Consider the following 21,209-nt stretch of genomic DNA (forward strand, 5'->3'; position numbering starts at 1 on the left):
AGATTCAAATGACGAAGCGGTAAATGTTTCCTAATTATGAACGCTTTTTAGGTACCCAAGCCCAATTCATCAAACATTCAATTGGCTCCTGCCCTGATTCATCAGTAATGACTACAGGCACCAAAATATCACCTTTTTCTTCTGATGTTATTTGAGATAATTGTTCCTGACTAAGGTTAGCTTTTGCCTGTAAACCACCCTGCATACGGCGATTATAATTTACTGTCATTGATTTAAGTAAAGGCAAATGGCTATCAGGTACATTCATACCAAACACAATACCTGTCGCCGACTCAGCAAGTAATGAGGCAGCAATAGCATGCACGCCACCGATATGATTCTGTACACGTTTTATATTAGCAATTGAAAGTTCTACTTCATTGTGAGTGATTTTATGTAAGGTAACTTTAGAGGTTCCTGCATATTTAACCTGTGAGCAGAATAACTTTGTAAGTAAATAACTGTGACAGAACGTCGGTAACCTATAAATATTTTTAACAACTTTACTAAACTTATTTGCCATTTTATGAACCTATCGATATTTCTTATTAGAGGTGATTGTTCACCAAACTGGTCTGACCTTCAAGTTTTTTATCTACACTAATTATTTAAAAGTGTTAACCAAATAGACACATTAATGTCAAAGAACAGTCATATTTCCAAGATAGGCTGTGGGTATGACGGTACTAAACGATATTTATCAATACGACCTACGAATCCTTAAGTGGTGCGTAAAGTCGCGTTATCATCAAAAATTTATTGCCACTGTCCGTGCAATATCTCGAACAGGTGATGGCTACTTACAAATATTATTACCACTTATAATCTCGCTATTTACTCAAAGTCTAAATTTCTTCTGGTTTGCCATGACGGCATTTGCAATTGAGCGCTTGCTGTATTTTATTTTGAAACACACGTTAAAACGTAAAAGGCCACCTGATGTGGTACCTAATTTTTCTTGTGTAGTGCAGCCTTCAGACAAGTTTAGTTTCCCGTCAGGCCATACCATGGCAGCTTTTTTACTTGTTGGCCTAGTCGTATTTGAGCTTGGGTTGATCGCGTTACCCTTATATATATGGGCGACTGCAGTAGGTGCATCTCGCGTTATTTTGGGAGTACATTTCCCCTCAGATATTCTTGCTGGTGCAACATTAGGTACAGTAATTTTACTCGGATTAATCTAGGTTATATGAAGATATTGTTTGGCATTCAAGGAACTGGTAATGGTCATATTTCAAGGGCAAGAATATTAGCTCAATACTTAAATAAACAGCCTGTAGATGTTACCTATTTATTTTCTGGGCGCGATAAAGCGCAACTGTTTGATATGGAAGTATTTGGTAATTATTGGCACCGTAAAGGGCTTACATTTACAACGAAAAATGGAAAAATCGACTATATAAACACATTTAGGAAAAATAGTTTTAGTCAATTTATAAAAGAAACTAAGTCATTACCGGTTAATGAGTTTGATTTAATCATTACCGATTATGAACCAGTAACAGCTTGGGCTGGAAAATGCAGTAACGTGCCCGTTATCGGTATTGGGCATCAATATGCTTTTGGTCAAAACACGCCGCTCGCTGGCGAATCATTCATAGCGAAATGGATAATGGACTATTTTGCGCCAGCTAAAACCTCTTTTGGCCTACATTGGCACCCATACAATGAATATGTGTTGCCACCGATTATCGATACCAAATTAGAAAAGTCGAAATGTAAAGATCACATCTTGGTATATCTACCCTTTGAAAACCAACAACAAGTAACCGCGCTGCTCAATAAAATACCTGATAAAAAGTTTATCCAGTATTCGCCAGAACTGATTAATGATGTACAAGGAAACGTGCGCCTTAGAACAACCTGTCATCAAGCATTTAAACAAGATCTTACCAGTACTTATGCAGTTATTTGCAATAGTGGTTTTGAGCTGATTAGTGAATGTATTCACCTTGGCCTTCCCGTTTTAACAAAACCGCTTCAAGGCCAAATGGAGCAACACTCAAATGCATTAGCATTAAAGCAACTCAATTATGCAACAGTAATTGACGAAATGAATGAACAGCAATTACGACAATGGTTAGCACAATCAATTAACTTAAAAGCTCGACCACTACCAAATGTCGCAAAATATATCGTAGAGTGGATAATTGACGGGAATTGGCAAAATCGCCAACAGCTAAGTCAGCTTTTGTGGGCTGAAGCGACCAGCACTACTGAACGCTTCTAAAAATAGTGGCGCTCTAGTATTTAGAGTTTGAAAAAGTGCTCTTGATACACTTTTAACTCTTCAATAGATTCTCGAATATCGTCTAATGCTAAGTGAGCCCCTGACTTTTTCACTTTAGCTAAAATTTCAGGTTTCCAGCGTCTTGCAAGCTCTTTTACCGTACTAACATCTAAGTTTCTGTAATGAAAATAGTCTTCAAAATCTGGCATATATTTATTAATAAAGCGTCTATCTTGACCAATACTATTACCACACATTGGTGATTTTCCTTTGGTGACATATTGACTAATAAATTCAATGGTAGCGTTAGTTGCGGTAGCTAAATCCGTAGTGCTTTCTTTGCATCGTTTTGTCAGGCCTGACTTTCCGTGATGTTCAATACACCAAGGACTCATATTGTCTAACACTTCATCGCTATGATGTATTGCAAAAACAGGGCCTTCAGCAAGAATGTTCAATTGACTATCGGTCACAATCGTCGCAATTTCTAATATTACGTCATCTTTTGGTTCTAGCCCGGTCATTTCCAAATCTAACCACACCAGGTTGGTATCACTTACGCTCATGAACATCTCTTTAGTAATTAACTTGAAGCAAGCATTAGCTCAATGCTGTATAAGTCAGTATAATACGTGACAATTACTAATATTGAAAAGCCATTGTTTAATCATTGGCAGAAAAAGCAGCGAAATTAAGTGGCAAAAGCAAAGAAATTGACCAAAGGGCAAGCCCGAAGAATCAAAGCCAATCAAGCAAAGAAGTTGCGTAAACAGGCTGAAGATATTCAGTGGCATGATGATGAGCTCGGATTACCTGAAGACGGCATAGTTATCAGCCGCTTTGGTCAACATGCTGATATTGAAAATCAATCAAATGAAGTTTTTCGATGCAATATCAGACGCGGTGTTGAGTCGCTGGTTTGTGGTGATCGGGTCATGTTTAGGCAAGGAAAATCACTTGAGCATAGTGTTTCCGGCGTTATTGAAGCTGTGCAAGAGCGTAAATCAATACTCAGTCGTCCCGATGTTTATGATGGCTTAAAGCCAATCGCTGCTAACATTAGTCAAATCATTATTGTAACTACCGTATTACCCGCCTTTAATCCTGACATTATTGACCGCTATATAGTTGCATGTGAACAAACCGGCATAAAACCGGTCATTTTAATGAATAAGTCAGACCTAATTGACGAAGAGCTTGCTGAAATTGTTGAAGAGCAACTCGATATATATCGCGATATTGGCTATCAAGTGTATTACGCCAGTAGCGATTCAGGACAAGGAATTGATGAATTACGTACTCAGCTCAATCAACAAATCAGTATTTTTGTTGGGCAGTCGGGCGTCGGCAAGTCAACACTCGTCAATACGCTTATGCCAGAGCTTGGCTTGCATACCAAAGAAGTTTCTGAAAATTCAGGTCTAGGACAACACACCACGACCGTAGCTCGCCTATATCATTTTAATCAAGGTGGTGACCTGATAGACTCCCCTGGAATTCGCGAATTTGGTTTGTGGCACTTATCACCAGAACAGGTCGCTGACGGGTTTATCGAATTTAGTGATTACCTTGGTACTTGTAAATTTCGAGACTGTAAACATGCCGACGACCCCGGCTGTGCACTTATTGAGGCAGTAAACCAAGGCAAAATTCATCCCGAAAGATTAAGTAGTTATCAGCGTATTGTCGAGAGCTTATCAAGCAATACGTTAACGTCTAGATTTAAACAGTAATGTGTATACTTTTCACGATAGAGGACACCTAAGTGATCGATAGAATAAAAATCGCTTTACAATATATTATGCCTAAACACGCAATTTCTCGATTAGTCGGGAAGTTTGCGGCAGCAGAAGCTGGTTGGTTTACCACGCAAGCGATTAAGCACTTTATCAAGGCTTATGACATCAACATGGAAGAAGCAAAGTTAAAGCAACCTTCAGACTTCGCTACTTTTAATGACTTCTTTACTCGTGAGCTTGAAGAAGGCGCCCGTTCAATTGATAGCAACTCGTCGACTCTATGTTATCCAGTAGATGGCTGTATTAGTCAGCAAGGCGATATTGAACAAGGACAGCTAATTCAAGCAAAAGGGTTCAACTATAGCTTGCAAAGCTTACTTGGTGGTGATCCAAAAACAGCAGAACCATTCCAAGACGGTAAGTTCAGTTGTATTTACCTTGCCCCTAAAGATTATCATCGTATTCATATGCCAATGGACGCCACATTGCGTGAGATGATTTACGTACCTGGAGACCTATTTTCTGTTAACCCATTAACAGCGAACAATGTGCCAAATCTATTTGCACGAAACGAGCGCGTAGTGACAATTTTCGATACTGAGCACGGCGCTCTAGCAATGGTATTAGTTGGTGCAACTATTGTTGCTAGTATTGAAACTACATGGGCAGGTACTATTACGCCACCAGCCGGAAAAGATATATTTAAATGGCAATACCCCGCAGAAGGCTCAGGCGCTATCAAGTTTAAGAAAGGCGATGAAATGGGTCGATTCAAACTAGGTTCAACAGTTGTATCGACGTTTGCACCGAATATGGTTGAATTTAATCCTGCGGCTAAATCTGGCACCGTTACGCGACTAGGTAAACATTATGCTGATATCGTAAACGTGGACAACAATCAGGTTGATAATAAATAGGTAAAACATGCTAGTTTATGCTCATCGTGGTGCCAGTGGTGAATTTCCTGAAAATACGCTAAGTGCTTATGAGCAAGCAATAATCCAGGGGGCAGATGGTATTGAACTCGATGCTCAATACCATAAAGAGGGCCACTGGTGGATATTGCACGATTTGTATGTTGATAAAACGACAAATGGTCAGGGGCGCTTACTAACGCTCCCCCAAAAAAACATTGAAACACTATATACAGAAGACGACCTACCTATTTTGCGTTTAGAGGAAGCATTGAGCTTTATCGACAATCGCTGCCCAATAAATATTGAAATTAAAGTGTCAAGTGGTGATGAAAAGCGACTTCACGTTATGGCTCAAAATCTAAACGAGCTATTAAATGACTTAGTTATTCAGAAGACAATTCGTTGGCAGGAAATCTCTATTTCGTCCTTTAATCACTTATTTTTAGTGGCTGTAGCTGACCAAATACCAGAAGCAAGCATTGGGATGCTTATCGGGCATTGTCCTGCAGATTTAGCCCAAACAGCGCAAACATTAGGTGCTAAAACCATAAACCCATGCATCGATTGTCTTAATAAACAATTAGTTGACGATGCTCATCAACGCGGTATTGCCGTTTGGGTATATACTGTTGATCGGTTTGAGGATATAGATTTTTGCTGCGACATAGGTGTCGACGCGATTTTCACTAACTTCCCTGATAGAACAAAAAAGCATTTAATCTCAAAAGGTTAATCGTTTTAGATTGACTGAGTGAATAATATTGTTTGCTCAATTAATCAGCAGAGGATACGATTAGGTTCGTAAGTAACATTTTTGTCACTGGACAAAATAATAAGATTGAAGGAAGTTTAAATGGCTAGAGATAACTCCAGCATCAAGCCAACTGAAGCAGAATTAACTCTTCTCAACATACTCTGGAAAATAGGTCCAGCTACGGTTAGGCAAATTCACGAGTCAGTAAGTGAAACTCAGAAAACTGGCTACACTACCGTATTAAAAATTTTGCAAATCATGCATGAGAAGTCATTAGTCATTCGCGACGAAAGTAATCGTGCTCACGTCTATGCAGCTGCTAACAGTGAAATGCAAACACAGTCATCGTTAATTAAAGATTTAATTGGTAAGGCATTTGGCGGATCTACGTCTAAACTTGTAATGCGAGCATTAGGTGATTCAACCAGTAAACAAGAAATAGAAGACATTCGCCAACTACTAGATACCTTAGAAAAGTAGGAACGTATTAATAACCCAAATTATGTCGGCATTGATAGTTAACAACCCGATTTTACAAGCACTTTCAGTTACCTTGCTACATTTTATATGGCAGGGTGTTTTGGTTGCTTGCATATTAAAGATCGCATTATCAATCATATCTCATCGTCGACCAAATCTAAGATATAGTGTTACCTGTGTTGCCATGCTTACTAATTTGGCATTGCCTGCATTAACATTCTTATATATTTATCAGCCGATACTTAATCAAACACTTAATCCAATTAACATCATACCGCTAGAGAGTTTTCAGCAAGTTTTACAACAAAACTCTTCAACACTATGGTATCAGCAAGGTGCAGAATATTTACCTTACTTGTCTATTGCATGGTTACTCTGGGTATTATTTTTAACGACTAAATTACTGTTTGAAATTGGCCTAGTTCAACGGCTCCCATACCAAGATACTATTGATGCCGAACCGGTGCTTGCTTCGCGATTTATCACGTTATCTAAGCAAATTGGCTTGCATCACACACCGAGGTTAGTAATTTCACTAAAAGCTCAAGTACCCATGGCCATTGGTTGGTTAAAACCTGTAGTACTAATGCCTGCAAAAATGATTATGGGTCTATCGCAAGAGCAATTAGAGATGTTGTTGCTGCACGAATTAGCCCACATTAAACGCTACGATTACCTAGTTAATTTTTTTCAAACATTGATTGAAATTCTACTATTCTTCCACCCCGCAGTATCTTGGGTATCAAAACAAATGCGCCAAGAGCGAGAGTATTGTAGCGACGACATCGCGGTGTCTCATTGTGGTGATAATTCAATAGCATATGCACATACTTTGGCAGATACAGCTGCCCTATGCCGCTCTCATCGACACTCAACTATTCCTACGATGGCGATGGCTGCATCAGGTGGTGATTTAAAGGCTCGCGTCGTACGATTAGTCGATCATTCATGTACAAACCAACAAGATTCTGGTCGTTGGCTAGCAGCAATCACAATTGTCATTACAACGCTATTTATTGCCTCAAAGCAATTTGTTTCATTGCCATTATCTGAATTGCCACTCGCGAACTCGGGCATATTCAAAACCAACACCAATATACTAGTTAGCCAAAATGAGCCTTTACCTGCGACAAGTATTGCCCGCCAACTGTTAATGCCAGAAATAAAGGCGGCTACTAAAACAAATGCACTGTCAGGCAACGCGTCGATAGATGACACACCACAATCTGAAAAACTGGTAGAGTCACAAGTCGAGGTAGCGGTGAAAAATGAGGCTAACCTTATTGTAGTCAAAGAAACTCAAGCAATTGTGCATCAAGGTACTAAGCCTTTAGTTGCTAAACCAATCGCTAGCAATCAAGGGGCAAAGCAGCAAAAATTGGCAAGTAAGTCGATTAACGGTAGCTTAGAAAATAAATCTGTTCTAAACGACACTAAACCGAACGCGAACAATGAGGTTAAATCTGTTAATAAAAAGCTACTTTTAACATCAAATCAAGCAAACTTTAAAGAAAACCCATATGCGAAAGATTTAAAAGAATTAGCAAAAGACTCGCCAAATGAACCAAGTAAGTTAGCGCAAACTTTAACGACAGCTAAAGAAACAATTCCTACTGCGGTAACTGAAAATAGTACTCTATTAGCTAGCACCGATTCTGAAATTAGTTTATTTGAACAGCGCTATCAAAGCACTCAGCGACAACAGCTAGAAGCTGAAATGCTAAAAGAAGACGCCAGATTAGTTGACGCAGTAGATCCAAAGTACCCTTCAGTAGCTAAGCGCAAAGGTATAGAATTAGAAGTGTTAGTTAATTTTACCATTGATCAACAAGGTAAAGTCACGGATATTCAGTTTACACATCAAAGTCGCCTAAGTTATTTTAGAAGTTCAATAATCGCTGCTATGGAACAATGGCAGTTTGAACCAGCTCGCGTTAATGGCGAGCCGGTTTCAAGTTCAATGTCTAAAATATTCTCATTTAACATGAGTTAAAGTAGGCTAAGCTTCTTACCAACGAATATTTAGTCGTTGTAACGACCACCTCGCTTACCTTTTCTTTTTTCCATTAAACCCTGCCATTTTTCTAGCTGTTCTTGGCTTAAAACCTGCGCCATAGCGTGACGCGTTTTAGCTTTCAACATTGCTAGTTGTGCAAAAGTTTCTTGGTGCTGAGCGTAAGAAGCTGCGAATTTTGCTTCATCAAAAGTCTCAGAAGCTTGTTCTGTTTTCACCTGTTCACGAAACGACTTTAATTGCTCTTTCAAAGCCATACCTTGTGTCTTACTTTCTTCGCGAATAGTTTTCATTTGTTCAATTTGTTCGTCACTTAAAGATAATCGCTTAGCTATTTTCTTAAATTTTTTCTCACCATAGTGCATTTTCATTGAACCGATGTCTTGACCATGACCGGCTACCGAATATGCCACTGGCGCGATTAACGTACCTGCTGCAACTAACGTCACTAATGTTTTCTTTGTATTCTTGCTAAAATTCATTTTTTGTTTCCTTGTTTGAAGGTTCTAAAACATTATAGAAAGTTCAATGCAAAGAAACGCAAACGCTGTGTAAATCTGTGTAAAGATTAAGCGGCAACCAATAAAGTGCTGATAAACTGTCCATAACATCACGAAGTAAGAACACCGATATGACAAAACACATCCTGATTATTGATGACGATATCGAGCTAACCGAGCTATTAACTGAGTTTTTATCTGCAGAAGGATATAAAACTTCTTGTTGTCATGATGGCGCAAGTGGCCTAGCTAAAGCATTTGACGACAATATCGACCTAATATTACTCGATGTCATGATGCCAAAATTAAATGGCTTTGATGTACTTAAGGCCTTAGGCGGTCATCATAGCACCCCAATCTTGATGTTAACGGCAAAAGGCGATGATGCTGATAGAATTTTAGGCTTAGAACTTGGCGCAGATGATTACTTGGCTAAGCCTTTTCATCATAAAGAGTTGCTCGCTCGCATCAATGCTATTTTTAGACGAATTGACATTGTTCAAGAGCTTAAGAACCAAACTAGTCAGCTAACGATCAATGGTGTTTCACTTGAAAATGCTACCCGCTCAGTTTTTTGTCACGAACAACCAGTAGAGCTTACCGGTACAGAATACGAAATGCTGCATTTACTGATCAGCAATCACAGCAGCATTATTAGTAAAGACCAATTATCAGAGCAAGTATTAGGTCGAAAGCTTAGTCCATTTGACCGCAGTATAGATATGCATGTTAGCAACATTCGCCGCAAATTAGGGCAATATAGTGACACGGACAAAATCAAAACAGTTCGTGGTGCTGGTTATATTTTTTTAGAAGGTAATGGAATTGATTAACTATCTTCGTAAGCAATTAAGTTCGATAAAGATAAAATTATTTTTATGGTTTTGGCTAGTTACTGTATGTGCGATAGCCGCTACTCGATTCGTTTCAATTCAACTTAATCAAGAATTCGTCAAAGTAGCAATCGAGCCCGTTGTTGAAAAGAAGTTAAAATACTTTGTCTCGCTAACTGAAAAAGTAGCGCCTAGCGATTTATGGCATTACCTTCACGACAAACCTAAAAGCCGTCGAATGGCTGGGGCATTCAAACATATAATAATTAAACCTCAAGATGAAAATGAGCGCCTTATAGGTAAACATCGTATACCGCGAGAAGCGATAAAATTTATTCATACAACGACATTTACCGAGCCCAGTACTTGGTTACTACCAAAAGTCGAAGTCTCTGGCCCAATCAAATTAACCTTGCATGACCAAACCTATCAAGTGTTTTACGCTCGCAAAGCAGAGCGACGAAAAAACGTATTCACGATGATGAAACAGCTTCCTTATTGGGCTCGAATTGGTACACCACTTATTGTTAGCTTTATTTTTTGTTGGCTATTAGCGCGCTCATTGAGCAAGCCTCTTTCAAATATTTCAAATGCCGCGAAACAATTTGGTCACGGTGATTTGTCTACTCGGCTAGGTAAAGATGCTAAGCGAAATGATGAACTGGGCGATTTGGCAAAAAGTTTTAATCATATGGCCGATAAACTTGAATCAAATATTAGTGCACACCAAAGGTTATTAGGTGATGTATCTCATGAGCTTCGTTCACCGCTAACTCGATTGCAAATGGCATTAGCGCTTGCCCAAAAAAAACCAAAAGATGCTGAAGCATTAGCGCAGTATTTCAATCGATGCGAGCTAGAGGTATCAAGGCTTGACGAAATGCTCGAGCATGTTTTAACGCTTTCTAGACTTGAAAATAGCAGTCAACAGATTGAAAAAATCCCTTGTCAACTCGCCAAACTGCTGGCTAGTATTGTCGAAGACGGTAATTTTTTAGGACAAGATAAAGGCGTTACTACCAAACTTATAGCCAATTGCGATCCAGACTTACCACTAGACCAATCTCTAATCGCCAGTGCGGTCAGCAATATAATTAATAACGCTATAAAGTATAGTCCGCCTAATTCGGTAGTAATAATTAAGCTAGAGCAAACGTCAGAGCATGTAAGCATAGTAGTGAGCGATCAAGGGAAAGGAGTACCTGATGAAGTATTGCCTCGATTATTCGAAGCGTTTTATCGTGTTGCTGATGCAAGAGATCGTGCAACAGGCGGTACAGGTCTAGGATTGGCAATAGCCAAACAAGCTGTCGTGGCGCACGGCGGAGAAATTTATGCTGAAAACATTCTAAATTCAGGCTTAAAAGTAACCATTACTTTACCATTTGTGTCGTAAACTTTGCTGTTTTTATCAACAATATCTCGTAAGATGGTTAAGCATTTCACCGTAATAATAAAAATATGAAACGTTTACTAATTGGACTTTTATTCACTGTCATGGCCTATTCTTCAACTGAGACACACGCATTATCCTTATCTACCGAGCGCGATCTTAACGTTCGCTATCAAAATGAAATTAGTGCCGCCTGGCAGCAAGGTCATTTTTCATCATTTAAAGGCATGGATGACATCAATATCCATTTTGCGCAATTTGTGTCAGAAGAACGAAAGCAATGTATCGTTCTAGTACCAGGTCGTTCTGAGGGTTATTTAAAGTACCAAGAATTTGCATTCGACTTAACCAACCAAGGTTTCAATTTATTTATCATAGATCATCGAGGGCAAGGCTTATCAGACCGAATGCTTAGCGACAAACATAAAGGCTATGTCGCTTCATTTGACCACTACAGTGACGATTTACATCAATTTATCGAAACGATAGTAAAGCCACAGTGCGAAAAGCAATTATATCTACTTGCCCATTCAATGGGAGGAGCTATAAGCGCTCGCTACCTTCAACGTTATGCATCACCAGTAAAAGCTGCAGTACTAGCATCGCCAATGATAGCAATTAATAGTGGTGGGCTACCCGATTGGTTAGCAGAATTTATTATCCATACGGGAAATACATTGTCTCAATGGCTTGCCAATGAACCTTGGTATTTTTTAGGTCAGGGGAGTTATCAACACACTGCATTTGGTGAGAATCAACTAATGCATTCAAAATTAAGGTATCAATTATTTACAGAACTTTATCAACAGCACCCAGAACTGCAACTCGGTGGTGTTACTTTTCATTGGTTAGAACAAGCGATTAAGGCCAATAAAGATTTGTTTAGTGACATTGAAAAATTGAAAACGCCAACTTTAGTGATACAAGCCGGTAGCGATACAATCGTTGACAACCATGCTCAGAACGAATTTTGCCAACAGTTAAACAGCCACTTCGCCTATTCATGCCCTAGCGGTAAGCCTATTGTCGTTGAAAATGCTCGCCATGAAATATTCTTTGAGTCAGATGAATATCGTCAACAAGGTATTGCTCAAGTGCTTGACTGGTTTAATCAACCTCATCTCTGAGTTCTTTAGCGACCACAGCACTTGGGTCTTGATGAATGATAACTTCACAAGGGCTTAGGGCTTGGGATATCTGCCGTTCAATATCATCTGCGATATGATGAGCCTCCAATAGACTGAGTTCATTAGGCAATTCCAAGTGCAACTGCACAAACTTTCTTGGTCCCGACTGTCGAGTTCTTAACTGATGAAAACCTAATACTTGACGATGTTTCGCTATAATTTCCTGAGCGATAGCAATATCTTCAGCTGACAGCTCTCTATCGAGCAACTGATCTAAGCTTTGTTTTACTATTTCTTTGGTGCCGAAACACAAATAAGCCCCAACTAAAATAGTAAATAAACCATCAGCCTGTGCCCACAAGTAATTACTTAGTAATAACGCAGCTAACACTGCTAAATTAAGTAAAATATCGGATTGATAATGCAAAGAATCTGCTTGCACAATCACAGACTTAGTTTTGGAAATCACCACTTTTTGCAATAACACTAAGCCTATCGTTAAAGCAAGAGAAACCAAAGTAACTGTAACAGCCACATCTGTTTTCTCAATTGCCACAGGGTACAGTACACGTTCAATACCATGGAAAATGAGCAGTAACGCGGAACCGTTAATAAAAGCGGCTTGAGCTATACCTGCTAAACTTTCGGCTTTTCCATGTCCAAATCGATGTTCTTTATCGGCGGGTTTTAACGCATAAATCAAAATGAGTAGATTGAGCCCTGAAGCGAACAAATCCAATAATGAATCAGTGGCTGAAGCTAGCATCGATGCTGCACCAGAGACAAACCACGCATATAGTTTAATTAATACCAAAACAACTGCGACGACAAACGACGTTCGCGCAGCTACTTTCACCCAAAAAGAGTATTGGTGCTCATTTTCACTATTAATAATTTACTCCTTAAAGCCAGAGCGTTATACCCAGTTTTAATACCAGTTATTACTGAATAATAACGCAAAATTTAGGTATAATGACCCAAATTTTCGTTTTGATATTTGTTCAACATGTTAGATGTCGTATTGTTTCAACCAGAAATACCACCCAACACAGGCAATATTATCCGCTTATGCGCCAACTCAGGTTTCCGATTGCACTTAATAGAGCCGCTAGGTTTCTCTATTGAAGATAAACGCCTTAAACGAGCCGGCTTAGACTATCATGAGTTTGCTAATTTAAAACGACATGAAAACTTTGATGCATTCATTGCCAGCGAACAACCTAAAAGACTATACGCCATAACAACAAAAGCAACACGTTATCATCATCAAGTTGATTTTAAACAAGGTGATTACGTAATGTTTGGATCTGAAACAAAAGGTTTGCCAGAAGTTGTTAGAGCACAAATTCCAGAACAGGATAAAATTAGAATACCAATGGTAGCGGGAAGCCGTAGTATGAATTTATCAAATTCTGCCGCCGTGATTATTTATGAGGCTTGGCGCCAGCTAGGCTTTGAGAACGGGCTTTAAATAATAAGAAGTTTGAGTAACAGAGTTACTCAAACTTCTTTTCACGTGAAAGTAAGTCTGAAGCCGCTTTTAGTGCAGGCTTTCCTTGATAAAGCACTTGGTAAACTTGTTCCACAATTGGCATTTCGACACCTTGACGCTGTGCGAGCATATAAACTTCCTTGGTGTTTCGATAACCTTCGACCACTTGGCCGATATCGCTCATCGCTGTTTCCACATCTTTTCCTTGCCCTAATGCTAGGCCAAAACGACGATTACGAGATTGATTGTCAGTACAAGTGAGTACTAAGTCACCTAAACCCGCCATTCCCATAAAGGTGGCAGGCTCTGCATTTAGTGCAACGCCTAGACGAGTCATTTCCGCAAGACCACGAGTAATAAGCGCGGTACGTGCATTGGCACCAAAACCTATGCCGTCAGCCATGCCCGCACCTATCGCGATGACATTTTTAACTGCACCACCAAGTTGCACACCAATAAAGTCATTATTGCTATATACGCGAAATGTTTTTTCACAATGCAACAAGCTAGAAAGCTCAGTTACAAATGAGTCGTCTGTTGATGAAAGTGAAATCGCTGTGGGTAATCCCGCCGCCATTTCTTTGGCGAATGTCGGACCAGACAGCACACCTAAGCTAATTTCATCGCCTAATATGTCTCGAGCAACTTCTTGTAATAAGTGTCCAGAATTAGGGTCTAACCCTTTGGTTGCCCAAGCAAGCTTAGTACGATCAGTTAAGTAAGGCTTAATCTGGTCTAGCATCTCTCCGAAGACATGGCTTGGTACCACAACCAATACTATATCACTGGCATTTAACGCAGCTACTAGGTCAGTTTCAATAATCAAGCTTTCAGGGAATTTGCTACCTGGTAGATACTTTTCATTGCTACGAGAAACATTCATTTCCTGCATTTGTTGGCTATTTCGCCCCCACAATACAGTTTCATGACCATTTCGAGCAAAACATATAGCAAGGGCAGAGCCATAAGACCCTGCCCCTAATACAGTTATTTTTGCTGCTTTAACAGACATATACTCGATTAGTGAGTTTCGGCGCTTGAAGCCTGCGCTTCTTCTTGCGCTTGGCGTTGTTGAAGGTAAGACGCGAATAATGCATCAAAATTTACAGGCGCTAAGTTAAATTGTGGGAAAGAACCACGGTTAACTAAGCTAGCAACTGTTTCACGAGCATACGGGAATAAAGTGTTTGGACAGAAAGCACCAATCATGTGTGCTAATTGTGCTTCTTGAACATTGCCAATAGCAAAGATACCTGCTTGTTGAACTTCTGCCAAGAAGGCTGTTTGGCCTTCTACGGTTGCAGTTACTGTTACCGCAAGCACAACTTCATATACACCTTCAGCAATGTTGTTAGAGCGAGTGTCTAGGTCTAACTTAATTTCTGGTTTCCATTCTTTTTGAAAAATTGCAGGAGAGTTTGGCGTTTCAAAAGAAACATCTTTAGTGTAAACGCGTTGAATTGCAAACTGTGGTGCTTCTGCATTTGCAGTTGCTTCTGGGTTTAAATTTTCATCAGCCATTGAAATATTCCTATTAATTTACTGCACGACAATATTATTGCGCGCTTTATTTATCTGTTATTACGACGATAAAGTCGCTAATAAATCATCGAGTTTTTTAGATGCTTCTAGTGCAAATAAGTCGTCACAACCACCAACATGCGTTTCACCAATAAAAATTTGTGGTACGGTAAAACCACCATTGGCTCGCTCTATCATTTCAGGTCGTAGAGAAGGGTTCTCATCAATTTTAAATTCGACAAAGCTTACCTTTTTATGCTCAAGCAAAGCTTTTGCTCGACTACAAAAAGGACAAAACGCTTTAGTATAAATTTCAACAGTTGATGACACGATAACCTCTTATTTTTTAGTCACTGGTAAGCCCGCGCCTACCCAAGCATTCAAGCCGCCTTTAAGCAGGCTTACTTGTGAAAAACCAGCTTTTGCAATTTGATTTGCCACTTTTGTCGCAGTTAAACCTGCGGCACATACGACAATAATGGGTTTATCTTTGTGTTTTTCAAGGGATGAAAAGTCATTTTTATTAGCTTTTTCTAGCGGCAGGTGCACTGAATCAATAATTCGGCTCACTTTAAAGTCTTTCTCAGGACGAATATCAACGATAACGCCACTTTCTTTATTTACTAAAAATGTAAGCTCTTGTGGTGACAATTGCTTAATTGGAGACATTTTTAACATTATGCTTATCGCTAAAATCGCAACTACTAAGCCCACCCAAACAGTGCTTAATAACGGGTGATTGCCCGCAAAAACCATTAACTGTTCCATAAAAATTAACCATCCACTTCAAATTCGAAAACGCGCACAGTATACAGACTTCAATTACCAAACCCAATTGAATAAGACAATAAATTTCACTTACTCGCTAGTGATATTGAAAGCGAACTGTGTAAAATAACCGCTCTATTTTTAATTCGCGCAAAATTAGGAAAAACGAATGCCAACCAAAAAACCAATGGTACTTATCATCCTCGACGGATGGGGTTATCGAGAAAATGAAGAATCAAACGCAATTTTTCACGCTAACACACCAGTAATTGATGATTTAATGGCTCGTTACCCCAACATGTTAATTGGCACATCAGGCATGGCCGTTGGCTTACCTGAAGGTCAAATGGGCAACTCTGAAGTTGGCCACGTAAATTTAGGTGCTGGCCGAATTGTCTATCAAGATTTCACTCGTATTACTAAGGCCATTGCCGATGACGAACTTAAAGAAAACCAAGCGTTATGCAGTGCGGTAGACAGTGCACAACAAGCAGGTAAGGCAGTTCATATCTTTGGTTTAATGTCTCCAGGTGGAGTACACAGCCATGAAGAACACATTTTTGCAATGATGGAAGTCGCCAAAGCACGTGGTGCTGAAAAAGTTTACCTTCATGCCTTTTTAGATGGTCGAGATACACCGCCTCGAAGCGCCCACGATTCCTTATTGAAAGCTCAAGAAAAATTTAAAGCATTAGGGAATGGGCAAGTAGCCTCTGTTGTCGGTCGCTATTTTGCGATGGATAGGGATCAGCGATGGGAACGGGTTGAAGCTGCATACAATCTAATGGTTAGCGGCCAAGCTGAATATAAATATGGTTCCGCCATAGACGCATTGGCTGCAGCTTACGAACGTGATGAAAATGATGAATTCGTAAAACCGAGTGTTATCACTGACGCCAATGGCCAAGCAATAGAAGTTGAAGATGGTGACGCACTTATCTTTATGAACTTTAGAGCAGATAGGGCTCGACAGTTTACGCGCTGTTTTACAGATCCTAACTTTAATAGTTTCGAACGAAAGAAAGTACCCAACCTTAGTGACTTTGTCATGCTGACAGAATACGCTGCCGACATAAATACTAGCTGTGCTTTTCCACCAGAATCGCTTAAAAATGTAATGGGTGAATGGTTAGCCAAACACCAAAAAACCCAGTTACGCATCTCTGAAACAGAGAAATATGCACACGTAACTTTCTTCTTTAGTGGCGGTAAAGAACAAGAGTTCGACGGTGAAAAGCGCGTACTCATTCCGTCACCTCAAGTAGCAACTTATGATTTGCAGCCAGAAATGAACTCGACACTATTGACTGACGAATTAGTGTCTGCGATTGAAAGTGGCGACTATGACTTCATCGTGTGTAATTACCCCAATGGTGATATGGTTGGACATACTGGAAAATTTGATGCTGCGGTTGCTGCATGTGAAGCCGTTGACCAATCTATTGGCCGAGTAGTCCACGCATTAGAAAACATCGGCGGCGAATGTTTAATTACTGCCGACCATGGCAATGCAGAACAAATGGTTAATCCTGAGTCAGGGCAAGCCCATACCGCACACACCTGCGAGCCTGTGCCACTTATTTATATCGGCCGTAATGCCACTCCAGCACAAGATGGGGCGCTAAGTGATATTTCACCAACGCTACTTCATTTAATGGGAATGGAGCAACCAGCAGAAATGACTGGTAAGGTATTAATGCAAATCGATTAATGACCAATACAGCTGTACGGACAATGCAATTAATTAAGGCACTACTAGTATTAACTGCTCTTTCAAGTTTCTTATCTGTCGCACAAAAGGCGTCAGATAAGGAGCTTTCTAGTGTGCAAAATAAAATTGCTAAACAAAAGTCTGCGATTGTCAAAGTAAGCAAGAAACGTCGCCAGCTAAACATGCAACTAAAAAAAGACGATTTCGCTATTGCTAAAGTAGCTAAAGCGATTAATGGTACAAATAAATCTTTAAAAGCTACTACAAAGAAACTTACAGAACTTGCTAAAGAGCAGCTCCAGCTTAAAAAAGATAAGCAGCAACAAGAGCAAGCCCTAGCTCATCAACTACGTACCGCCTATACAGCTGGCCAACATGACTATTTAAAGATGTTGCTTAATCAAGAACAGTCTTCTCAAGTACAGCGTTCTGTTACGTATTATCAGTATCTTAATAAAGCTAGAATTAAAGAAATTGAACAGTTTCAAGCAACAATTGCACGATTAGAGACTGTAGCGCAAGAACAGCAAGAAAAAGCAGAGAAACTCAAACAATTTCAACAAACACAGAAGAAACAAAAACTTGCATTAGAAAAAAATAAAACAAAGCGTAAATCGACCCTAAGAGCGCTTAGAAAAGAATTACTTTCTAATAAGCAACAACTGGCAAAACTAGAACAAGAAGAAGCAAATCTGGTTGCCGCTTTACAAAGACTAGCGAGAGAAAGCTCGCTATCGGCTAATTTAGTTGGGTTAAATAAACTAAAACGTCGTTTACGTTGGCCTGTTAAAGGTAAAATTAAGCATTCTTTTGGCGCACGCAAACAAGGTTATCTGCGTTGGAAAGGAGTATTGCTATCGTCTGGCGTTGGCAGCCAAGTCACTAGTATTCATGCCGGTAAAGTTTTATTTGCTGACTGGTTAAAGGGTTATGGTTTAGTCACTGTTGTCGATCATGGAAAAGGCTATATGAGCTTATATGGTCACAACCAAGCATTACTTAAAAACGTTGGCGATACCGTTGAAAGTGGCGAGCCAATTGCCTTAGTAGGTCAAAGTGGTGGACAAAATGAACCCGGCCTTTATTTTGAGATCCGTCACAAAGGCAAGGCTGTTAATCCTAAAATTTGGTGCAAATAAACCGTCGATTTTCCTAAGTAAAACTGCTAGTCTAACTCTATAAAAATAATATTAATTTTTTCTATCGTGATTCGTCTTTATATATTTCTCTTTATTGTTTTTAGCTTTTCCGCTTCCGCAAAGCCTGCTCAAGTAGCCATTGTAATTGATGATATCGGTTATCGTGCAACAGATAAGCAAGTACTAACTATTCCTGGCAACATTACATATTCAGTATTGCCACAAACTCCTTATGGCAAACGCATTGCCGAAGTGGCTAATAATCGCGCCCACGATGTGATACTGCACATACCAATGGAGTCTACTCACGGTAAAAAATTAGGCCCAGGCGCATTAACGAGTGACATGGATGAAAACACTTTAAAATCATCTTTGGCTCAATCGTTTAAAGAGATGCCGTTTGCTCTAGGCATTAATAACCATATGGGAAGTCACCTAACAACGTTAGCGAAACCTATGCTGTGGACAATGGAGTTTCTTAAAGAACGAGAGTTATTCTTTTTAGATAGTGTTACTAGTTCTAAGACATTAGGTAGAAAAATTGCAGGAAAAATTGGTGTACCAGCGATGAGTCGCCATGTGTTTTTAGATAATCATTTAAACCATGATTATATTGCGGGCCAGTTTAAACAACTCATCACTAAAGCTAAAAAAAATCAATTGGCGATAGCCATAGCTCACCCGCATCCTGAGACGGTAGCGTCATTAACAAAGTTAATTCCTCTATTGAAATCACATAATATAGAGCTCGTGCCACTATCAAAATTATATCCCGCAATTAACCAAACGAGTGCGTTAACTGCACAAGCAGAATAAATTACTTTTTATGACATCGGCACATTATGTTTTTTCATCAGTGCTCTTAAATGTCTTACTGGTATCGCATAGGTGATACCACTTGGATTAGAAATCACGGCTTCTTTGGTTTCTTGGACAAATACTTTGTTAATTACACCAACCACTTCTCCCTTACTAATATCGTACATTGCACTACCACTATTCCCTGGGTATGCCGTGCCATCTAGCTGATAAACCATGTAAGGATCGCGAAGTCGCTTAAGCATATTTAACGACATTTGTCGGGTATCTTTAACAGGTATTACAACTGGCGTTATGCTTGCGATCATTGCTTTATGTGTAACAGGATAAAGACCTAAAATGGCGCCGATAGGAAAGCCGGTAAAACCTACCTCTTTGCCTTCCGCTAAAAAACCATCTTCGGCGAGTGTCATAGCTGGCAAAGGCTGGCCTTCAATTTTTAATATTGCCAAATCATGATAACTTGACGCGCCTACAAGTGTCGCCTTCCTTACTTTGGCCTCCTTTCCAGAGCCAATAAATACCACCATTTGTTGTTTTCTTTCCTCATCCAGTACCTGAGGTAATACATGATGATTGGTCGCGACATAAAGTCCATTGCCGATAACAAAGCCCGAACCTCGCAATTCATTTTGAGGTGAAGACAAAGGGGTAAAGGTGCCAATTCCGACAACCGATGGTTTAACCTTTATAACTAAGCCCGATATATCATGTGCATTGGCAGTAAACACCAAACAAGCAGATATTAAGGCGACAATAATCATCCTATAATTGTGCATTTCAATTCCCTATTTAAAATAAGCGGCGCTAATTTAGTCTGTCAGTTTTACGCAAATTTTCCAACTATAAGCCATAATTATCAAATGTTCAGGTGAGGATTGCTAATGACAGGTAAAATTATTCCCATAATGGCAGGCGGCGGAACACGCTTACCTGCACATATCGGCATACTAAATGCGCTCGAAGATTTAGGCGTAGATTTTGACCATATCGTCGGTGTTTCGGGAGGAAGCATAGTCGCTAGCCTTTATGCATCGGGTCTTACTATTGGACAAATTAAGGAAATCGCATTAGCCACTGACTTTAATCAGTTTAGAGAGTTTTCATTATTGAATTTAATACGTAACGGTGGCTTGAGTTCAGGTGATTTTTTTGAAAAGTGGGTTGATAATTTACTCAATGGGAAAACTTTTTCAGAAATGGACAAAGCACTTCACGTAGTTGCAACCGACGTAAAAAGTGGTAAACCTGTAATTTTTGACGCTCAACGCACACCTGACATGAAAGTTTCTCTCGCCGTACGGTTTTCTATGTCAATTCCTCTTGTCTTTAGCTTCAAGCCTTTTGGCAAGCGTATTATGGTTGATGGCAGCATTTTGTCTGAAGATGCATTACACAGAGACTGGGATGATGAGGCAACACCAGTTTTGTGCTTTAGGTTACGTGGCGAGCAAGAGTATGAAGATTTAAATGTTGGCGGTTTTTTCCCGATATTTAATTATGTCACGTTATTAATCCGCACTTTTATGACGACCATTTCTCGCGAATATATCAATGAAGCTTTTTGGCATAACACGATTATTATCAACACCGGAGATTGTTCTGCTGTAGATTTCCATTTAAGTGATGTTCAAAAAAACAACTTATTCGAAATTGGCTATAACACCGCTATGGATATAATTCCGTTAAAAACAAAAATAGAAACTACCCCTATAAAGCAATTAAACGATAAAAATGGAAAAGTTGCACAACTATAACGCTTGTTAAGTTAA

24 protein-coding genes are annotated in these 21,209 nt (G+C 39.5%); 15 read left to right on the forward strand and 9 right to left on the reverse strand.

Going from position 1 to position 21,209, the window contains the following annotated elements; all coding sequences use genetic code 11:
* Positions 1 to 34 precede the first annotated feature (34 nt).
* Positions 35 to 523, reverse strand: a complete 489-nt coding sequence (locus tag HII17_RS02950) for a DUF4442 domain-containing protein (RefSeq protein WP_169073812.1) — start codon at positions 521 to 523, stop codon at positions 35 to 37.
* A 154-nt stretch (positions 524 to 677) separates the two neighbouring features.
* Here HII17_RS02950 and HII17_RS02955 point away from each other — a divergent pair, with 154 nt between their 5' ends.
* Together HII17_RS02955 and HII17_RS02960 are read left to right on the forward strand one after the other, a co-directional pair.
* The gene (locus HII17_RS02955) at positions 678 to 1,184 is read left to right on the forward strand and encodes a phosphatase PAP2 family protein (RefSeq protein ID WP_169073813.1); all 507 of its coding nucleotides are present in this window, start codon (positions 678 to 680) and stop codon (positions 1,182 to 1,184) included.
* A 5-nt stretch (positions 1,185 to 1,189) separates the two neighbouring features.
* Entirely contained in the window at positions 1,190 to 2,230 is a 1,041-nt protein-coding gene (locus HII17_RS02960; protein ID WP_169073814.1) for an MJ1255/VC2487 family glycosyltransferase, read from the forward strand.
* 20 nt (positions 2,231 to 2,250) lie between these two features.
* On the opposite strand, the gene orn is transcribed toward HII17_RS02960, so the two are convergent.
* Entirely contained in the window at positions 2,251 to 2,796 is a 546-nt protein-coding gene (gene orn, locus HII17_RS02965) for an oligoribonuclease (RefSeq protein ID WP_169073815.1), read from the reverse strand.
* A gap of 129 nt (positions 2,797 to 2,925) precedes the next feature.
* On the opposite strand from orn, the gene rsgA reads away from it, so the two are divergent.
* The 5 genes from rsgA to HII17_RS02990 all read left to right on the forward strand — a co-directional run bounded on the left by rsgA (position 2,926) and on the right by HII17_RS02990 (position 8,113).
* Positions 2,926 to 3,963, forward strand: a complete 1,038-nt coding sequence (gene rsgA, locus HII17_RS02970; protein WP_169073816.1) for a small ribosomal subunit biogenesis GTPase RsgA — start codon at positions 2,926 to 2,928, stop codon at positions 3,961 to 3,963.
* Between the two features lie 35 nt (positions 3,964 to 3,998).
* On the forward strand, positions 3,999 to 4,886 hold the full coding sequence (gene asd / locus HII17_RS02975; protein ID WP_328824460.1) for an archaetidylserine decarboxylase: 888 nt from the start codon (positions 3,999 to 4,001) through the stop codon (positions 4,884 to 4,886).
* Positions 4,887 to 4,893: 7 nt separating this feature from the next.
* Positions 4,894 to 5,619 (forward strand): glycerophosphodiester phosphodiesterase, encoded by a 726-nt coding sequence (locus HII17_RS02980; protein ID WP_169073817.1) that lies wholly within the window; start codon positions 4,894 to 4,896, stop codon positions 5,617 to 5,619.
* 120 nt (positions 5,620 to 5,739) lie between these two features.
* Positions 5,740 to 6,120: a BlaI/MecI/CopY family transcriptional regulator gene (locus tag HII17_RS02985; RefSeq protein WP_169073818.1), complete on the forward strand. Its 381-nt coding sequence runs from the start codon at positions 5,740 to 5,742 to the stop codon at positions 6,118 to 6,120.
* A gap of 22 nt (positions 6,121 to 6,142) precedes the next feature.
* Positions 6,143 to 8,113: a M56 family metallopeptidase gene (locus HII17_RS02990; RefSeq protein ID WP_169073819.1), complete on the forward strand. Its 1,971-nt coding sequence runs from the start codon at positions 6,143 to 6,145 to the stop codon at positions 8,111 to 8,113.
* Positions 8,114 to 8,142: 29 nt separating this feature from the next.
* Here HII17_RS02990 and HII17_RS02995 read toward each other — a convergent pair whose 3' ends face one another.
* Positions 8,143 to 8,616, reverse strand: coding sequence for a Spy/CpxP family protein refolding chaperone (locus tag HII17_RS02995; protein WP_169073820.1), 474 nt, complete (start codon positions 8,614 to 8,616; stop codon positions 8,143 to 8,145).
* 149 nt (positions 8,617 to 8,765) lie between these two features.
* On the opposite strand from HII17_RS02995, the gene HII17_RS03000 reads away from it, so the two are divergent.
* From HII17_RS03000 to HII17_RS03010, 3 genes are all read left to right on the forward strand, one after another.
* Complete coding sequence (locus tag HII17_RS03000; protein ID WP_169073821.1) at positions 8,766 to 9,467, forward strand: response regulator transcription factor; 702 nt, start codon at positions 8,766 to 8,768, stop codon at positions 9,465 to 9,467.
* A complete protein-coding gene (locus tag HII17_RS03005; protein ID WP_169073822.1) occupies positions 9,454 to 10,863 on the forward strand; it encodes a HAMP domain-containing sensor histidine kinase in 1,410 nt (469 codons plus the stop codon). The genes HII17_RS03000 and HII17_RS03005 overlap by 14 nt, the downstream gene beginning before the upstream one ends.
* 65 nt (positions 10,864 to 10,928) lie before the next feature.
* Positions 10,929 to 11,987, forward strand: a complete 1,059-nt coding sequence (locus tag HII17_RS03010) for an alpha/beta fold hydrolase (protein WP_235938619.1) — start codon at positions 10,929 to 10,931, stop codon at positions 11,985 to 11,987.
* On the opposite strand, the gene HII17_RS03015 is transcribed toward HII17_RS03010, so the two are convergent.
* A complete protein-coding gene (locus tag HII17_RS03015; protein WP_169074163.1) occupies positions 11,968 to 12,879 on the reverse strand; it encodes a cation diffusion facilitator family transporter in 912 nt (303 codons plus the stop codon). The genes HII17_RS03010 and HII17_RS03015 overlap by 20 nt on opposite strands.
* 114 nt (positions 12,880 to 12,993) lie before the next feature.
* Between HII17_RS03015 and trmL the strand changes: the two genes are divergently transcribed.
* Entirely contained in the window at positions 12,994 to 13,458 is a 465-nt protein-coding gene (gene trmL / locus HII17_RS03020) for a tRNA (uridine(34)/cytosine(34)/5-carboxymethylaminomethyluridine(34)-2'-O)-methyltransferase TrmL (protein WP_169073823.1), read from the forward strand.
* A 25-nt stretch (positions 13,459 to 13,483) separates the two neighbouring features.
* Here the strand turns inward: trmL and gpsA are convergent, their stop codons facing one another.
* Genes gpsA through HII17_RS03040 form a run of 4 tightly spaced genes read right to left on the reverse strand, consistent with a single transcriptional unit; the run spans position 13,484 to position 15,768 of the window.
* On the reverse strand, positions 13,484 to 14,491 hold the full coding sequence (gene gpsA / locus HII17_RS03025) for an NAD(P)H-dependent glycerol-3-phosphate dehydrogenase (RefSeq protein WP_169073824.1): 1,008 nt from the start codon (positions 14,489 to 14,491) through the stop codon (positions 13,484 to 13,486).
* A gap of 8 nt (positions 14,492 to 14,499) precedes the next feature.
* Positions 14,500 to 15,000 carry a protein-export chaperone SecB gene (gene secB, locus HII17_RS03030; RefSeq protein WP_169073825.1) on the reverse strand — a complete coding sequence of 167 codons (501 nt, stop codon included), beginning with the start codon at positions 14,998 to 15,000 and terminating at the stop codon, positions 14,500 to 14,502.
* A 60-nt stretch (positions 15,001 to 15,060) separates the two neighbouring features.
* Positions 15,061 to 15,330 carry a glutaredoxin 3 gene (gene grxC / locus HII17_RS03035; protein WP_169073826.1) on the reverse strand — a complete coding sequence of 90 codons (270 nt, stop codon included), beginning with the start codon at positions 15,328 to 15,330 and terminating at the stop codon, positions 15,061 to 15,063.
* A 9-nt stretch (positions 15,331 to 15,339) separates the two neighbouring features.
* A complete protein-coding gene (locus HII17_RS03040) occupies positions 15,340 to 15,768 on the reverse strand; it encodes a rhodanese-like domain-containing protein (protein ID WP_169073827.1) in 429 nt (142 codons plus the stop codon).
* A gap of 169 nt (positions 15,769 to 15,937) precedes the next feature.
* Between HII17_RS03040 and gpmM the strand changes: the two genes are divergently transcribed.
* From gpmM to HII17_RS03055, 3 genes are all read left to right on the forward strand, one after another.
* A complete protein-coding gene (gene gpmM, locus HII17_RS03045) occupies positions 15,938 to 17,479 on the forward strand; it encodes a 2,3-bisphosphoglycerate-independent phosphoglycerate mutase (RefSeq protein ID WP_169073828.1) in 1,542 nt (513 codons plus the stop codon).
* Positions 17,480 to 17,502: 23 nt separating this feature from the next.
* Positions 17,503 to 18,618 (forward strand): murein hydrolase activator EnvC family protein, encoded by a 1,116-nt coding sequence (locus HII17_RS03050; protein WP_169073829.1) that lies wholly within the window; start codon positions 17,503 to 17,505, stop codon positions 18,616 to 18,618.
* A 66-nt stretch (positions 18,619 to 18,684) separates the two neighbouring features.
* The gene (locus tag HII17_RS03055) at positions 18,685 to 19,434 is read left to right on the forward strand and encodes a divergent polysaccharide deacetylase family protein (protein ID WP_328824449.1); all 750 of its coding nucleotides are present in this window, start codon (positions 18,685 to 18,687) and stop codon (positions 19,432 to 19,434) included.
* Between the two features lie 8 nt (positions 19,435 to 19,442).
* Here HII17_RS03055 and HII17_RS03060 read toward each other — a convergent pair whose 3' ends face one another.
* A complete protein-coding gene (locus tag HII17_RS03060; RefSeq protein ID WP_169073830.1) occupies positions 19,443 to 20,216 on the reverse strand; it encodes a S1 family peptidase in 774 nt (257 codons plus the stop codon).
* 105 nt (positions 20,217 to 20,321) lie between these two features.
* Between HII17_RS03060 and HII17_RS03065 the strand changes: the two genes are divergently transcribed.
* Positions 20,322 to 21,194 (forward strand): patatin-like phospholipase family protein, encoded by an 873-nt coding sequence (locus tag HII17_RS03065; RefSeq protein ID WP_169073831.1) that lies wholly within the window; start codon positions 20,322 to 20,324, stop codon positions 21,192 to 21,194.
* The last annotated feature ends 15 nt before the right edge of the window (positions 21,195 to 21,209 follow it).

Origin of the sequence: Thalassotalea algicola, assembly GCF_012932965.1 — a bacterium.
Classification (GTDB): Bacteria; Pseudomonadota; Gammaproteobacteria; order Enterobacterales; family Alteromonadaceae; genus Thalassotalea_F; species Thalassotalea_F algicola.

Coding starts and splice junctions, on each gene's coding strand:
- HII17_RS02950 (WP_169073812.1), bottom strand. CDS start 523: ATGGCAAATAAGTTTAGTAAAGTTGTTAAAAATATTTATAGGTTACCG.
- HII17_RS02955 (WP_169073813.1), top strand. CDS start 678: ATGACGGTACTAAACGATATTTATCAATACGACCTACGAATCCTTAAG.
- HII17_RS02960 (WP_169073814.1), top strand. CDS start 1,190: ATGAAGATATTGTTTGGCATTCAAGGAACTGGTAATGGTCATATTTCA.
- orn (WP_169073815.1), bottom strand. CDS start 2,796: ATGAGCGTAAGTGATACCAACCTGGTGTGGTTAGATTTGGAAATGACC.
- HII17_RS02980 (WP_169073817.1), top strand. CDS start 4,894: ATGCTAGTTTATGCTCATCGTGGTGCCAGTGGTGAATTTCCTGAAAAT.
- HII17_RS02985 (WP_169073818.1), top strand. CDS start 5,740: ATGGCTAGAGATAACTCCAGCATCAAGCCAACTGAAGCAGAATTAACT.
- HII17_RS02990 (WP_169073819.1), top strand. CDS start 6,143: ATGTCGGCATTGATAGTTAACAACCCGATTTTACAAGCACTTTCAGTT.
- HII17_RS02995 (WP_169073820.1), bottom strand. CDS start 8,616: ATGAATTTTAGCAAGAATACAAAGAAAACATTAGTGACGTTAGTTGCA.
- HII17_RS03000 (WP_169073821.1), top strand. CDS start 8,766: ATGACAAAACACATCCTGATTATTGATGACGATATCGAGCTAACCGAG.
- HII17_RS03005 (WP_169073822.1), top strand. CDS start 9,454: ATGGAATTGATTAACTATCTTCGTAAGCAATTAAGTTCGATAAAGATA.
- HII17_RS03010 (WP_235938619.1), top strand. CDS start 10,929: ATGAAACGTTTACTAATTGGACTTTTATTCACTGTCATGGCCTATTCT.
- trmL (WP_169073823.1), top strand. CDS start 12,994: ATGTTAGATGTCGTATTGTTTCAACCAGAAATACCACCCAACACAGGC.
- gpsA (WP_169073824.1), bottom strand. CDS start 14,491: ATGTCTGTTAAAGCAGCAAAAATAACTGTATTAGGGGCAGGGTCTTAT.
- secB (WP_169073825.1), bottom strand. CDS start 15,000: ATGGCTGATGAAAATTTAAACCCAGAAGCAACTGCAAATGCAGAAGCA.
- HII17_RS03040 (WP_169073827.1), bottom strand. CDS start 15,768: ATGGAACAGTTAATGGTTTTTGCGGGCAATCACCCGTTATTAAGCACT.
- gpmM (WP_169073828.1), top strand. CDS start 15,938: ATGCCAACCAAAAAACCAATGGTACTTATCATCCTCGACGGATGGGGT.
- HII17_RS03050 (WP_169073829.1), top strand. CDS start 17,503: ATGCAATTAATTAAGGCACTACTAGTATTAACTGCTCTTTCAAGTTTC.
- HII17_RS03060 (WP_169073830.1), bottom strand. CDS start 20,216: ATGCACAATTATAGGATGATTATTGTCGCCTTAATATCTGCTTGTTTG.
- HII17_RS03065 (WP_169073831.1), top strand. CDS start 20,322: ATGACAGGTAAAATTATTCCCATAATGGCAGGCGGCGGAACACGCTTA.